The organism is Vibrio sp. 970 (assembly GCF_033339075.1).
The window spans coordinates 1-13,470 of record NZ_JAWOTW010000014.1; the positions used below are offsets into that span (position 1 = coordinate 1).

Consider the following 13,470-nt stretch of genomic DNA (forward strand, 5'->3'; position numbering starts at 1 on the left):
CCATCATCGATCTCATTCGCGATTAGAGAGCCACTAAATAAAATTGCTGACATTGCTAAAGCAAGCCCTGTTTTGTTGAGAGTCATAACAATTACTCCATTTCCTGTCATAGTAGTAGTTCGGATTAAAAATTTTTCAGCTTCCTTCAAATGTTGTGGGAAGCGATGAAATTATAAGAAAGGATCAGTGAAAGCTGTTCTCATGATTGAGAATAATTCAGGCTAGAAAGGAGTATTTAGGTGCGTCTCTTTAGTAGATTAAAGAAAAAAACAGCATAATCATAATGTTATTTTTTGTATTTACTTTAAGTGCTCATCAAGTATGAAATGAAGATAATATAAAGAAGTAATTCGTTCTATTGCATTGTTCAGATCATTCATCCTTTATTGATAAAGGTATCTTATCCAACAATCACCTTTATTATTTAATGTTTAAAATCATTAACTTATAATAATTAAAACTTAAAAGGTATGAGATAAAATATAGAAGGTTCATACTTTTTAAGTCTTTTTCGGTACTAAAATCCAATGTGATATCATTCTGAAGTGCTAAATTTTCTACTTAAAATTAAGATAAATTCTCTTTGCTATCCCTATTTAATTTTCTATGGGGGTAGTGAAACGAGTAAGTTAATGTGGTAGGAACATGGATGATCAGCTCTTTTTATTCGTCATTATTGGTATCGATGACACTGGAAACAAAAAAGCCCCTGGAATTCTGGATCGTCACCAAGAGTCAAAAACAAGTTACAGGACTCATTAAGCACTCAAAAGAACAAGAATTGCTGTTAGCACCCAAGTTCGCCACCGGAGATGGCGAACTTGGCTTCTGAAAAGTCATGGCTAAGTGCGGGCCGCAAGCTACAGTAGCGTAAGTGACAAATATGCTTAGCAAGGTACCCAAAAGCGTGCTACCACGGATGAAGGATGCATTACAAGATATCTTGGATGGCAGAGATCTCTACCTTCCTAAAGCGCCTCTAAGCCAATAGAATCCATGTTCGCCACAGTATGTTTGAGTACGAACAAGACGAAGAACTGTGGGACCAGAAAGACTACGTTGATGATGACCTACAAGTTAATACGCAGTGCAGAAATGAAGTAGTGCCGTCTACAACAGTTGTGTCCTCCTGACGGATGTTGTAAAGGATTTTAGCTTTATTAGTGGAGTGAAAGAAATGGAAACTCATCAACAGGCTACTGTACGCTCTCCATACATTATCTTTGACAATAGTTATTCCTATAATCCACACTTACTGTACCTCCATTTTACAAATTAAAAGGTACTCGTACTGTTAACTGAAAGTCGGGAGTGTCTTCTGTAAGACCAGCTTGAGCACTAACATTGATAGATGAGCGTTCACTAAAGGCATAGTTTATACCAAAAGTTAATGCATCTAATTGAAGCAACTTAGCATCATCTGCCGATCTGCCATTTACTTTGCTTTTTAAAATAGTTTTATGACTAAGCCCTAAAGAGAATGAAAGATCAGGATTCACCGCAAAGCCCATTCCCCCAGAAAGAGAAATAGTGTCCCCAAGATCAACATCAGCTTTTGTATCGCCAACTGTAACAGTATCTTCTAAGTTATAAATGTAACTTAAACTAGCGAACAAAACCGCAGGATCAACAGGGTGAATAAGAGATAAATTAGGCTCAAAACTCCAAAAACCCGAGCCAGTAGGGACATCACTAAATGCGTTGCTTCCATCTTCAATAGAAACATCATAAGGCGATCGTCCTGTATCCGACTTGACTCTAAGGCCACCTACCCAGTATGGCGCAGATTCAAAGTTAAACTGGTGCCTCAATGCGAACTCTACATCACCAAGCCCTCCACCATCCACCGTTGTGTTTACGACTTCACTGTTTGAACCATCTTGAATGGGACGCGTAGAAACTTGGTCATTACGATATACATATGGCACTCTAACTTCTAACTCTGTGGCGTTTGTTAAACCATACCGAGCAGTTAAGCCAACGGTTACTGTAGTCCTATCCGAATCACTCACTTCAATTCGCCCAATAATCAGAGTTGGTAAGACTGTATACCCAACAACAGATACTTTGTTTGAAGAGTTCTGTGTATAGCTTAAAGACGAATCAAATGACCATTTACCTTTAGGTGTGAGAACGCCTGGACGCTCAATAACATCACCAGCAGTTTGGGCGCGTTGAGGAATATCATCTCCTTCAGCGCCATATGCATTTCCCACAATGAATAAACTACAAAGATAGGTACCCAGTAAAGCCTTCCGTAACATCGCATCTTTCCTTTTGCTGATGATCGTACCCAAGTAATCTCAGGCAATAGCTTGAGGTGAAGCCACTAGCTTATAAACAATTAGAATAGATTCTATGTTTTCGCAATATTATTAATAAAATAAATTGCTTACAAACGCGATTCCAACAACGCCCCCATAGTTCTTTGCTGATTTGGTTGCGTATTTCGATAGCTATATGTAACATGTAGCCAAATGGAAAGAGGTTACAGTGTAACAATTTTTTATATTTATAACTAATGCGACAGATTGATAGTCTTTAGGTCATCATAACCGCAACCAAGCACCAGCTTGATTGCCTTTTTTCTGAACCCTTTTTTCATTAATTCTCTTACCTTTGGTTTAAGGTCATTCGGAATTGAGGTTCGGGAAAGTTCCTGTTGTCGAAGCTTAAATTCGTTTACTCGTAAGTTCGCGTTCATTAGAGCCTTACACATAATTTCCCCTCCCTCTATTCTGCCTTTGGTTTTAATGAAATGCCTGTTGTGTACTCTTTCGCTTCGTCGTGGAACGTTCTTAAGTAGTGGTCAGTCACGGCAACACTAGAGTGACCAAGCGCGTCCTTAATCACTTTCAAAGAGGCTTTCTTTTCAAGCAGGAGCATGGCGTACATTTTTCGCATCGAGTGTGTTGATAGCTGATATGGCAATCTCAACTCCATTGCTATGCGCTTATACGCTCGGTTGATATACTGGATGCTGATCGCATTGCCCTTTTTGGCCAAGTGGTGATTAGATTGAAACATCAACTCATTATGGCCATTGTGTAAGTAGATACGTTTAATCAGTTCTTCCAGTTCGGCATTAACGTGAATGGTGATTCGAGCGGCCTCTTTAGCGGCTTTTTCGCTCTTACCTCGGGCCATACGGCCTTTAAAACCTTTTGATTGAACAATGTTAAATGAAGACCGGATCACGCCATTTATCATCACATCGCTGAATTTTAGCTTCGAAATGTCGCAATAACGTAAACCTGTACGAACCTCCATTTCAATCATCATAGAGATAAGTGGGTTAATGTCATCCATTAAACGGATTATTTTTTCCAACTCGTCTAAGTCACGCGCAGGGAAAGCAGGCATTAGATCAACTCCACGTGATTAGCATTAACCGTTTTAAACTCGCCACCAACGAACACTTGAATTTGTAGGGTTCGAGATAACAAGCTAAATCCCAAGAATAAGCCTAGTTCGCCATCGACACGCACGAAGTCGTGGTGAACAGGTAAGCGGCCAAAGTGGTTGATCATCTTGGTTTGTGCTTGGATGCTTTGAGCTTCTTTAATTGTGTTTATGGCAAAGCGAAGTTGAGAGCGAATCTTTAGCGCATTATTACCTTTTCGAGCCTTGCTGATCGTGCCTTGCACACAAGGGAAACCGTAGAAATTGCGAATGATGGCGGCGGCTTGTTCTTGGCCTCCACATTCATTAATTAGCTCATCCAAAGAGATAAGAATAAGGTCGTGGTGGCGCTCTTGGATGGCACTGCGTTTACTCGCCCACTCATCCGAAAGCGACACCAATTCATTTTTTTTAAACATTTTTGCTGATCCTTTTTTGGCAAAATGCCAGTGTTTGCTCGGAATACAATATATTCCAAAGGAATATCTTTTTCAACTATGTTCGGAATAATTACATTAAAAGCACGAAGGGTTTCAGAAGTGACCGACTAATCAACTTTTGACAAATAACGCAATAGTGCTCAAAACACCACCAGCAAGAAGTCATTTTTTATCAATATTCCTATGGAATATTTAGGTTCATTCACACAAAATGCCAGGATTAGAAAGCAATCTTAGATATTTGATAAGTCATTGTTTTTATTGGATTTTGTGTCTTTTTGCGTCGATGACCAGCGACAAAGCATTGGATAAGTTAGTTTCAGTTCTGTCTAGAACTGAAACTAAAAGAGGTTTTTTGAAACTCGCTACGACAATTACCCGTCTTTGGAAATATAATGACGGTGTTACGTCGTCACGCGAAACGAACAAATATGCATATCCTCAATTATTATGCGGTATAGGTCACGTTCTCAAAACCTAACTGCTAGTAACGATATGTTTGCATTATTTTGCATATCTAGACAATCAAAGATCACAGTCTCATAATACTCCGCGAACATCAGCTCGGCTGGCGAGAATCCCCTAAACTCTTTCCAAATCAGAGCTATATACGTATTGGCTATCCAGTCAATTGGCTTAAGAGATATAGATATGCACTGCACGTTGAATCAATTAATTCCAATCGAAATACTAGACAAATGTGACCTGTCCCTAGATGTATTTAGCAGCTCGTTCCTCGATGACGCGACCGACATTTGCATGATGCATCTTATCCAATCGCATCCGAACGCACTATGCAATTCATCCATTAATCGTGATGACGTATTAAACTTCGTTCGAGATCACTTCTTCGCTTAAAAAGCAACACTTATAACGTTCTTCTGTTCGTTTTTTATTTAATTCCGAACACAAAAACGGTATGCTACGCATTAAGGATAAAGGTAGGGTTTTTCGTTACTCGCATACGCTCAGGGATGGAGTGTAACCTTTATCCTCCAATGTAATTTGGAGCAACCGTTCACCATGATTAATAAAAAAAATACTGAAATTAAAGATTTAAAAGCTATTGATATAGAAACACTTAATCAATTACTTGCAAACAAACAAACGGCAGATGCGCGCCTAAAACGTGCCTTGAAGCACCGCGCGACTTTTTCCGAACAAATAGATGGCAAAGAAGATAGTGGACTATTCAATGATCGCATCGTAGCTGTAGTAAAACGTGGTAATCCAACCACTCGTTTACTTGAGTATATTGAGGCCGCGAAATCAGCCAATAAAGAGCTTTTAGAGCGCGCACCTCAATACTTCAACAGCTCATCTAACTCATTTAAAGAGACGACCGTAATTGAGAACGTCCGTCGCGTTAACATCACAATTAATAAAGCAGCTAGCAGCCAGAAAGTCACTGGCGCACGTCTAGCCAAAAGACTTGAAGCATACCTACGCGACCTCGACCGTAAACTCTCCTACGATCTTCCAGAAGATGAGAAAGAACAGCTCACTAACAATAAAAACACTGCATTGAATGAATTGAAATACTTCAAAGACAATGCAGACGTTGAGTTTAGAAAGCGCGGTCAAGAACACAATGACATTGTAGCTATCATCCATACCTATGATGGCAACAATGGTGGCATTTCTCGCGTAGCTAAAAAGGTTCACGTTAACGCTGGTGGCCTTGTTCTAATTAGGCATCGCTCTTGTAAAGATCACGATGTGCTAATCACGAACAACACCACTGAGGGACGTTCGATATTCGATGAAGCGAATGCTTTTAAGTCGGTACTGTACCCTAACGCTAATATGTATATAGAAAGCGAAGTTGACGCTATTCGTGAAGCCAGAAAAGAGCTTAGAAGCAAGAACGAAAGCAAAGCACGTTCGCAGTTCGATGGATTAGTGAACTAAGGTTTTAAGCTAAATTATTGTTGTTCCGCTTTGATTGGTGATTTGGTGGCGATATTTAACGGTATCGCCACCTTTTCATATTACTTTTATATGTTGGCACCAACGGAATTAAGCATCGTCCGATTCAAGCGCTTCCAGTACCCATTGTTCTACTGAACTGCGAGACTCTAGCATGCTCTCTGTTACTTCCATTTCGTGCGGCACATAATCTACCAATTGAGAAAAACAGTATGTATCCCAACGGTCAGGTGATGGGATGTTCATTTTCTCTTTCATCATCGGTTTTGGCATCATTACCCATTGGCCTGACTCGTTGATTGCACAAGGTATTTTACTGCCTTGTTCTGCCGTCTTGACGTTCTTATCTATCTGCATGCGGCCTTGGTTTATCGCATCCCGAGCCATAACATTGGCATACGCACGCTGGTTAAAGAAACGCTGCTTATCGCTGGTGGAGTGCATCTTCTTACCCCAACGAATGCGCTGTACGCGCCGTCCGTAGCGTTCTAAGCAAGTCGCCGTGTCATAACCTACACCGTCACTATCCACTGCTATCGTGATGTTTGGGTACAAGTCCTCACTACACTCTGCATGGATAATGTCAGCGAACCGAACCGGATCGACCGTGCTTGGTTGTTCAAGCAATTTCACGCTCTTAACGATGCGCTCCATGCGTTGACCCCAAACCTTGCAGATATTGAGTATCGAGCGGTCACGACCATTACCAACGTCCACCAGCGCAGCCCAACCCCAACCATCGGGCATATCGAGGTTGAGCCTTGCGCTTTTGTCCAGCGCATCCCGACTAAGCAGCATGCCAGCAATGGAACTTGGGAACTCCCCACGTACTTTAATCAGGTATTCCGGTGCCTCTCGACCGCCATACTCCAATCGCTTATCGAGGATAAATTCCACGGTTACGAACGGAGATTCCTCGGAGTTAAGCCGGATGGCTCGCCATCGACCACTAGGCTCGGCTAATCGGTGATGCGTATCGTAGAAATAGCCGCTAGGGCGCGTTGGCTGGCTCAATAACAGCATTCGGTTATCTTTCTCGGTCAATGCCCCCGCTAACACACCAAAAGCCTTGTCAGAGACGCCTGACGCCTCATCGACAATAACAAACAAGTGTTTAGCGTGTTCACCCGCTAGCGCTTCCTCGTTACCAATACGGCACGATTTAGCACTGGTTTGCCAGATACCTTTTGCTGAGTTTTCAAAAAAGGCTGTCTCGGTAATGGTGAAGTATTGCTGCAACCAACCATGCTTTTGTAAGAGCGTGTTCCAGTTGGATTTTAGGTACTTCCATACACCGATTTGTACCTGTCTCGCGTTGTTCGCCACCAGCACAACACGCGCATTGGGGAAGCAGAGCATGAAAGCAATGATCATGATACTGGTCATGTCTGACTTGCCTGTACCGTGGCCAGAGCTGACAGTCGTTCGCGCACCAATACGCTGAGCACTATCAATGATTTTGCGCTGCTGCCAGCTCGGCTTCTTACCGACTAGCTCAACAGCGAGGCGTTTCCAGTCATAGCGATACCGCTTAACTAGGGCAGGGTAACGGGGATCTTGTGTTACGCTCTTTATTCTTCTAGCCACCAAGTACCTCGAAGCTGTCTACATCGTCAAACCCCGACACTCCCTCGTTATCGAGGTCATCATAGGCTTGCTCTTTAGCGGCTTCGTTTTGTATTTGGGATGGGGATAGGGTAGGTTCTACGCCGTTCTCTAGGTCTTCGGCTTCTTTGATTCGTCGGTTTACTTCTTCTTTGCGCGCAGGTAGCCAGTTATCTTGCTGCTCAATCTGCTCTAACGTGTAGTCATCAAACAGCTCATCCAGCTCTTGCTCACTGATACCAGTGTCGTCTACTTCTGGCTCTAGGTTCGCTAGTTCTACCTTAGCTTCATGCAATAGCGTTGCTGGTGGACGTGCGCCTAACTTCTCGATTTGCTGACACGTCTCTAAGGCTGTCCAGTTGTTCTTAGTGCGCAGAGAAAGCATTTCTATTACTAGGCTGGTTTCTTCCGCTGGCAGTAAGTGTGGCATCATCAATTCAGCGTATTCCTGTTTACGCAAATCGATGTAGCGCTTGGCCTCTTGTTTGGCCATCGTGGAAATACTCAATTCCAGTTCACGCAATCTGGTGCCATAGCCAAAGATGAGACGGTCACGCATGGCGTTTATGTCTACTGGCTGGTTTTCGTCATCGAGCGGAATGTCTCCGCTTTCTTCCATTTCATCGATCTCTTTAAGGCGTTTAGCTAACGTCTCATTCATTCGGTAATACTGCGAACGGGCAATAATCAGTTCGTTGCAAACCGAAAGCGGATCGGTATCCATGAGAATATCCATGATTTCGCCAGTAATACCCGCACTACGGGCATAACCACCATGCACAACAGGGCGACCCACTTGAGCACTGGAATACTGCGAAAGTCCCTCAACTGATCGCTGCTTGCGCAGTGATCCAATACCCCCTGTTTTCGCGCGATCGCCTTGCGCACTTTGCGCTTGCGCAGTTGCCCCCGCTTCTTTGGACTCTGATTTATCAGCTCTTTTTTTCTTCTTGTCGTTTTTCGCTTCTTGAAATTTCGCTAATTGCTCATCGTAAAGATCAAATAATCGATCAAACTCGGGCAGCGATCGCATGGAATTAAACTGGCGGCGCAATGTCGCACCATTCACCCCTTTATCTTTCGCAAAAGCGGCCATCGTGAGCGTTGGGTTTTGAGCGCCACGCACGAGAAATTCTTTCAAAAGGGAATGCCAGTCATTGCCCTGACTGGTCTTTTTCGCTTTGATTTTTGGCATAACGGACGGTTGGAACTTGCCGCCCGTTTTGGCTGGCCGTTTTATATATCGCTTAGCGGTGCCGTACTTCAATCCGTTGGCTTCGCAATACTCGGCCAGCGTCAAAGTCGGCTGCTTCTCTAACTGCTCCCAAAACTGCTGTTGGTGAGCCTGATAGTCAATCTTGCCGGACACGGTTAAACCCCATTCATTTTATTACGTTCGGAATAATACAGAGTTCAAACAGGTGACAACAACACGAACTAGGCCAGTTAAAAAATAATTTAATTGTCAATAATGTTTTAAAGACAAAATTTGATAACGCGACATTAAATAGTATTTACAGTAACGATTTTCTGCATATAATCATGGCCAGCTAGTGAGTAACGCTACTCATGTACAATTGATTCTGCGGCACGATATAGTAATTGGCTGCGTTATCTCACTAGCCACCTTCCCCCATACCCAAGACAACGCGCTACGTGACGAAAGGAATACCCCCTTGAAAGCACCCGAGCGCATCAAATTCAGACACAAAGCCAAAACCAAAGCACGACAAACCATGTTTAGAACCCGCCAACGGGAAAAGGGATTAACGCTACTTCAAGTGCGAATTTCACGCCTTGCTCACGCAAAAGCATGCGAACAATGCGAACAGAACGGAATTACCCTGACCGAGCTGTATCAGTTGGCCATCAACAACACTGATCCAAACCAACTACCAGAAAAGCACCCCGAAGTAATCGAGGGCGACCTAGTAGGGGCACGCCAAATCAGTCCTTGGATTGACCCCGAAGTTGCAGAGACGTTTGAGAAATTGGCCACCAACTACCGCAATCGAACCATAGCGATGAGTGCCATCGTCTATGCGTATTGCGCTCGATGCGAAGCTGAATGAGCCGAACTGGACACGCTTGGGGCGCACTGTGCTTTGCGCCCGTTCCTCTCGCCTTAATGGCAGACACAACACCACTGCATTCAATCCTGGCATTTCTTGGTTGCTTAAGCGGTTCGAGCGCACCGGACTGGCTTGAATTTGACAGAATCCCGCACCGAACTTACACCCACATCCTTTCGATATGGCTCGCTGTAACGGTTTATGGCTATCATTTAGCGATAGGGGGCACATTAATACCCATTGAGGCGTTAAAAGCCACCAGCACGATTCTAGGTGCGATTCTGTGTGGATTTGGATGCGGTTGTGTGTCGCATTGGCTTGGGGATGTGTTAAACCGCCAACCAGTGCCGATTTTTACCCCATTTGATAGGTACTGTTTGAATCTATTCGCTTCGGGGAGCCACCAGCGAATCACATGCGTATTCATTTTCTCGGTAGCGTGTATTTTAGTTGGTTTTTTACGGCCTTTATAATTCCGAATAGACTTTTTAAAAATGATGTTTTTAACATAAGAAAAGGCCACATTTTACCGTGGCCTTTTGATTTTGAGGAGTTGTCAATAACAGGTAATTCAATAACCAATCAATTGGCCATCTATATTTTGGAGTATCCACGTCCATTTTCTTGCGAGCGAGGTAAATATAGAACACTAAAAATGCCTCTTCAATAGGTTGAAACACGACACATAAAAAGAGCCAGTATTTCTACCAGCTCTTTTGCAAACCTTCTTTGAATCACTCGCCGAAGCTGTACGCTTCACACGAAAACAAGGCAATTATATTGATACTTACCTCGAAAAATCAAGAAAAAAGCGCCAATGGAATAACCAAAGGCGCTTGAGCACAGTTGTCTAAGATTTTTAAAGGAAAACACGGTCGTCACAATGGCAACTATTTAAATCGCGTATACATAAATTTATCCGTTCGGAATGCTAGTTTCAAGTATTTTTTACCTAGCTACTCGCCTAGCTCTTTACTAGAAACACTGGCTAGCTCATCACTATGTGCCGTGTGGGCATTTAAGCCATTCAATAGCTCTGCCTCTGTAAACAATGAGCGTTTCTTTTTGTTCTTAGTCGCCTTGGGAACTGTTTTACCTTTCTTTTGTGCTTGAGTACGCATGCTTCACCTTTTGTAGTGCATCGCTTTGTTAATACTATGCTCTTTACTCCACTCAATCTAGCTGACGCTTTCAGTTTGCTTAAGGTGATTGTTTATTTCGTGAATCATCTTGCGTAAGGAGTTATCCAGCTCTTTGGTGTACAGCTTATCCTTGGCCAGCTCTCGCTTAAGGATGCGGTCGTGTTTGCGATGCCAGAATAGTTCGTGGACTTTTCTCATAGTGCCTGCTCATATAGGCGCTCTTTGGTAGGGGATAGATAGAACAAAGGGCTAACCCTCTTTCGAAGATCAACCCTTTGCCCTCTTTGGGAGCCTGTAGGTTTTACCCTACAACGCTTGCACAACCTTATTAGACAAGCGCACCGTATAGGAAGTCGTATCCGTCACTGTCCTATGGGAATAATACTAAACTCATTCCGAACATATCACAATGTTAGTTTGCATTTCATTTTGTGATTTTTACCCATTTAAAGATTGTTTCTGTCGCTTTTTTCTGGTGGCTTTCTTGAGTGTTTTATAGTAGCCAATCTTTATCAGAAAGAAGTACCACAGCGCGTTAAGAGGCGTAGCCCTCAACCAAGTCCAGCCACCACGTTGTGAGTTCTTCATGTGGTAACAACATCATGCCTTCACGGCCTTTTCTGGCTTGTTCTAGCGCCTTTTCCAGAAACTCAAACTTAAGGTCGAACGGAGGATTGCACCACCAGCCATCTTCCCATTCACCTTGTAGGCCATCGAACCCAACACAAACAGGGTTTAGGAGCTGAGCTGCCTTGTGTTTTGGCTTAAGCTCGGCTGTTCGTTAATCCAGTCAGGAGCCACGTAGAAGCGGTTCGCCTTGGCGGTTTGTGGCTCGGCGGCCACGTCTAAAACAAACTGTTTTCCGGTATCACGTCGAAAGAGGAATTGAGCATCAAAGAAATAGTCCCAACGAGTCGCCCATTTGTTCTTTGCGCCCTCGACGGTCTTACTTTTGACTAGGTGCGCCATTCTCTGACTTCTCCCCACTCTTGGCCGCTACAGTAATGCGCTCTATGCGCTCTGCGTCCAAATCAATCTTCACTCGCTCTATCTTTGGATAGACCACCAATCCATAAAAGCTGTATGTGCCAATACCGACAACAGCCACCAGCGCTAACACAATGGTTATAGCCAGTAGCCGAACGGAGCCGATAAAGACACGTAGCCCAATTGCCTTACTATCATTCATGGACGCGTACCATGTCCTTGTAAGCAGAGAACAATACGCTGTGCTCGGTTTTGACACCTAAGCGCTCTTTCGTCGCCGGATTAATGGTTGTGCGTTCACGCTCTATGTGACGGAAACGGCCAAAGCCTCGAATTTGCACCTCACGGCCTTTCGCAATCTCAACCAGAATGTGATTGATCATTGCATCCAGACAATCGCCCACCAGCTCTGCATCATCACCAGTAAGCTTTAAGCCAAGGCGTTTAGAAATGTTTCTTTCAATGTCAGTTCGGTTTAAGCGTGTACTCATTAATGTGCCCCCTTGATCTCGTTTACCTTGCTTGCCAGCTCATCGCGGAATACATCCGATGCACTAAAAGTCAGCTTGTCTCGCGCAGCTACAATCGCTGGTGCTCCCGTTTTTGGATTACGGCCAGCTCGCGCTTTCTTAAGGCGAGGTGCGAACGTACCGAAACCACTAAGCAATACAGCATTGCCCTCAATCATGGTTTGAGTTGAGATTTCTTCGATAAAGGCATCAAAAACCAGCTCGCATTCTTCACGTAATGCGCCCGTTTCTTTTTTCATTGCTGAGATCAGTTCGTGCTTACCTACGGCTTTTTGTTTAGACACGCTAAGTCCTCTTGAATATCTTTCAGATAAATTCCGTGCTGTTGGCCTAGAAGATTGATGGCGTAAAGAACCAGTTCTTCTCGACTGCTACAGCCAAGTTCTATTTGGAGTCGCCTAATTTGCTCTCGTTGTGTCGCGCTGGCGCGGTAGTATTGACGTTTAATGTCAAACCTAGCCATCTTGGCAAGATGACGATTCCAGCGCTGCTGAGGGGTTAAGGCGTTTTTCTTGGGTTTACGTCCTGCCATTAGACGATTATAACCATTCCGAACACACCGTAAATATTCCGAACACAATTTCTGTTTTTAATACAAAAAAAATACCGCCCATATAGGCGGCATTTGTGGAAAGATGATCAAGGATTGGCGTTAAGCTCGTTTGAACTCCGAAAAGTGGCTGCGCATGCCATCACGAACTTTGAGAGGCGTTTTGCGCAGCTTGGCGCGTGTCGCTGTGTCGTATAAGTATTGTTCCCATTCCCAATAGGACATATCACGTAGTCGGCCTACTGGCTCACCAACACTATTCATGAATATGTAGGTGTTCTTGGCTTGGCCGTTCGGGATTGAGTTGCCATTACCATCCAATATCTCAAAGACACCTCTCGCACCGACAAACGTCACGGTCAGACCATATTGCGCCGCTGTAGCATCAATCATTGCGCTAGTGAGGTAAACATTCTCGCCAAAGATTTTAGTACGGAGGATTTCACGACGATATTTCTTAATGTCTCGAACCCATTCAAAGATAACGCAGCGAGTATGTGGCGTTCGGATGTTGGTTTTTACTTTGATTAGACCAGCATCGAATAGCATTCTAATGACTCGATAGTTGATCTTCTCTCTTGGTGCAATTGTGTCGCCAGTAGCATCGTAGTCACAAATATGACCACCAGTAAGCCAACGATACGCTTGAGCGCTACCAAATTCCCCTGCGGGAGCATAGCTTAGCAACAACTTGTCATAGTAAAGGTAATCGCATAGGAAGTTACGGACTACCTTTGTTGCTTCTAACACGTCTAAATCAACTGGCTTTTGGCCAATGCTGTGGTATTCACTCGCTAACATGAGATAACTAAG

16 protein-coding genes and 1 pseudogene are annotated in these 13,470 nt (G+C 43.7%); 4 read left to right on the top strand and 13 right to left on the bottom strand.

Annotated features, from left to right (window positions below; all coding sequences use genetic code 11):
- Positions 1-633 precede the first annotated feature (633 nt).
- A pseudogene (locus R7Q11_RS18470) lies at positions 634-1,204 on the top strand (IS256 family transposase); the annotation flags it as partial.
- A 64-nt stretch (positions 1,205-1,268) separates the two neighbouring features.
- Here the strand turns inward: R7Q11_RS18470 and R7Q11_RS18475 are convergent.
- The 3 genes from R7Q11_RS18475 to R7Q11_RS18485 form a co-directional block, all read right to left on the bottom strand.
- The gene (locus tag R7Q11_RS18475) at positions 1,269-2,264 is read right to left on the bottom strand and encodes a transporter (protein WP_054579104.1); all 996 of its coding nucleotides are present in this window, start codon (positions 2,262-2,264) and stop codon (positions 1,269-1,271) included.
- A gap of 469 nt (positions 2,265-2,733) precedes the next feature.
- Positions 2,734-3,363 (bottom strand): tyrosine-type recombinase/integrase, encoded by a 630-nt coding sequence (locus R7Q11_RS18480; RefSeq protein ID WP_017634090.1) that lies wholly within the window; start codon positions 3,361-3,363, stop codon positions 2,734-2,736.
- Positions 3,363-3,821, bottom strand: coding sequence for a hypothetical protein (locus R7Q11_RS18485; RefSeq protein ID WP_054577250.1), 459 nt, complete (start codon positions 3,819-3,821; stop codon positions 3,363-3,365). Before R7Q11_RS18485 ends, R7Q11_RS18480 begins: the two co-directional genes overlap by 1 nt.
- Positions 3,822-4,865: 1,044 nt before the next feature.
- On the opposite strand from R7Q11_RS18485, the gene R7Q11_RS18490 reads away from it, so the two are divergent.
- Entirely contained in the window at positions 4,866-5,753 is an 888-nt protein-coding gene (locus tag R7Q11_RS18490) for a hypothetical protein (protein WP_017634088.1), read from the top strand.
- Between the two features lie 108 nt (positions 5,754-5,861).
- Here the strand turns inward: R7Q11_RS18490 and R7Q11_RS18495 are convergent, their stop codons facing one another.
- Complete coding sequence (locus R7Q11_RS18495; protein WP_017634087.1) at positions 5,862-7,358, bottom strand: hypothetical protein; 1,497 nt, start codon at positions 7,356-7,358, stop codon at positions 5,862-5,864.
- Positions 7,351-8,745, bottom strand: coding sequence for a hypothetical protein (locus R7Q11_RS18500; RefSeq protein WP_213916127.1), 1,395 nt, complete (start codon positions 8,743-8,745; stop codon positions 7,351-7,353). Before R7Q11_RS18500 ends, R7Q11_RS18495 begins: the two co-directional genes overlap by 8 nt.
- Before the next feature lie 307 nt (positions 8,746-9,052).
- Between R7Q11_RS18500 and R7Q11_RS18505 the strand changes: the two genes are divergently transcribed.
- Positions 9,053-9,448: a hypothetical protein gene (locus tag R7Q11_RS18505; protein WP_213916128.1), complete on the top strand. Its 396-nt coding sequence runs from the start codon at positions 9,053-9,055 to the stop codon at positions 9,446-9,448.
- A complete protein-coding gene (locus R7Q11_RS18510) occupies positions 9,445-9,921 on the top strand; it encodes a metal-dependent hydrolase (RefSeq protein ID WP_155486347.1) in 477 nt (158 codons plus the stop codon). Before R7Q11_RS18505 ends, R7Q11_RS18510 begins: the two co-directional genes overlap by 4 nt.
- 483 nt (positions 9,922-10,404) lie before the next feature.
- Here R7Q11_RS18510 and R7Q11_RS18515 read toward each other — a convergent pair whose 3' ends face one another.
- The 8 genes from R7Q11_RS18515 to R7Q11_RS18550 all read right to left on the bottom strand — a co-directional run bounded on the left by R7Q11_RS18515 (position 10,405) and on the right by R7Q11_RS18550 (position 13,458).
- Positions 10,405-10,569 carry a hypothetical protein gene (locus tag R7Q11_RS18515; RefSeq protein ID WP_170894064.1) on the bottom strand — a complete coding sequence of 55 codons (165 nt, stop codon included), beginning with the start codon at positions 10,567-10,569 and terminating at the stop codon, positions 10,405-10,407.
- Between the two features lie 57 nt (positions 10,570-10,626).
- Complete coding sequence (locus R7Q11_RS18520) at positions 10,627-10,788, bottom strand: hypothetical protein (RefSeq protein WP_017634083.1); 162 nt, start codon at positions 10,786-10,788, stop codon at positions 10,627-10,629.
- A 537-nt stretch (positions 10,789-11,325) separates the two neighbouring features.
- Positions 11,326-11,559 (bottom strand): hypothetical protein, encoded by a 234-nt coding sequence (locus R7Q11_RS18525; protein ID WP_017634082.1) that lies wholly within the window; start codon positions 11,557-11,559, stop codon positions 11,326-11,328.
- Positions 11,537-11,779: a hypothetical protein gene (locus tag R7Q11_RS18530; RefSeq protein WP_017634081.1), complete on the bottom strand. Its 243-nt coding sequence runs from the start codon at positions 11,777-11,779 to the stop codon at positions 11,537-11,539. The genes R7Q11_RS18525 and R7Q11_RS18530 overlap by 23 nt, the downstream gene beginning before the upstream one ends.
- Complete coding sequence (locus R7Q11_RS18535; RefSeq protein WP_017634080.1) at positions 11,772-12,068, bottom strand: HU family DNA-binding protein; 297 nt, start codon at positions 12,066-12,068, stop codon at positions 11,772-11,774. The genes R7Q11_RS18530 and R7Q11_RS18535 overlap by 8 nt, the downstream gene beginning before the upstream one ends.
- Entirely contained in the window at positions 12,068-12,391 is a 324-nt protein-coding gene (locus R7Q11_RS18540) for an HU family DNA-binding protein (protein ID WP_017634079.1), read from the bottom strand. The genes R7Q11_RS18535 and R7Q11_RS18540 overlap by 1 nt, the downstream gene beginning before the upstream one ends.
- The gene (locus R7Q11_RS18545) at positions 12,370-12,639 is read right to left on the bottom strand and encodes a hypothetical protein (RefSeq protein WP_017634078.1); all 270 of its coding nucleotides are present in this window, start codon (positions 12,637-12,639) and stop codon (positions 12,370-12,372) included. Before R7Q11_RS18545 ends, R7Q11_RS18540 begins: the two co-directional genes overlap by 22 nt.
- A gap of 120 nt (positions 12,640-12,759) precedes the next feature.
- Positions 12,760-13,458, bottom strand: a complete 699-nt coding sequence (locus R7Q11_RS18550; protein WP_017634077.1) for a hypothetical protein — start codon at positions 13,456-13,458, stop codon at positions 12,760-12,762.
- Positions 13,459-13,470 lie beyond the last annotated feature (12 nt).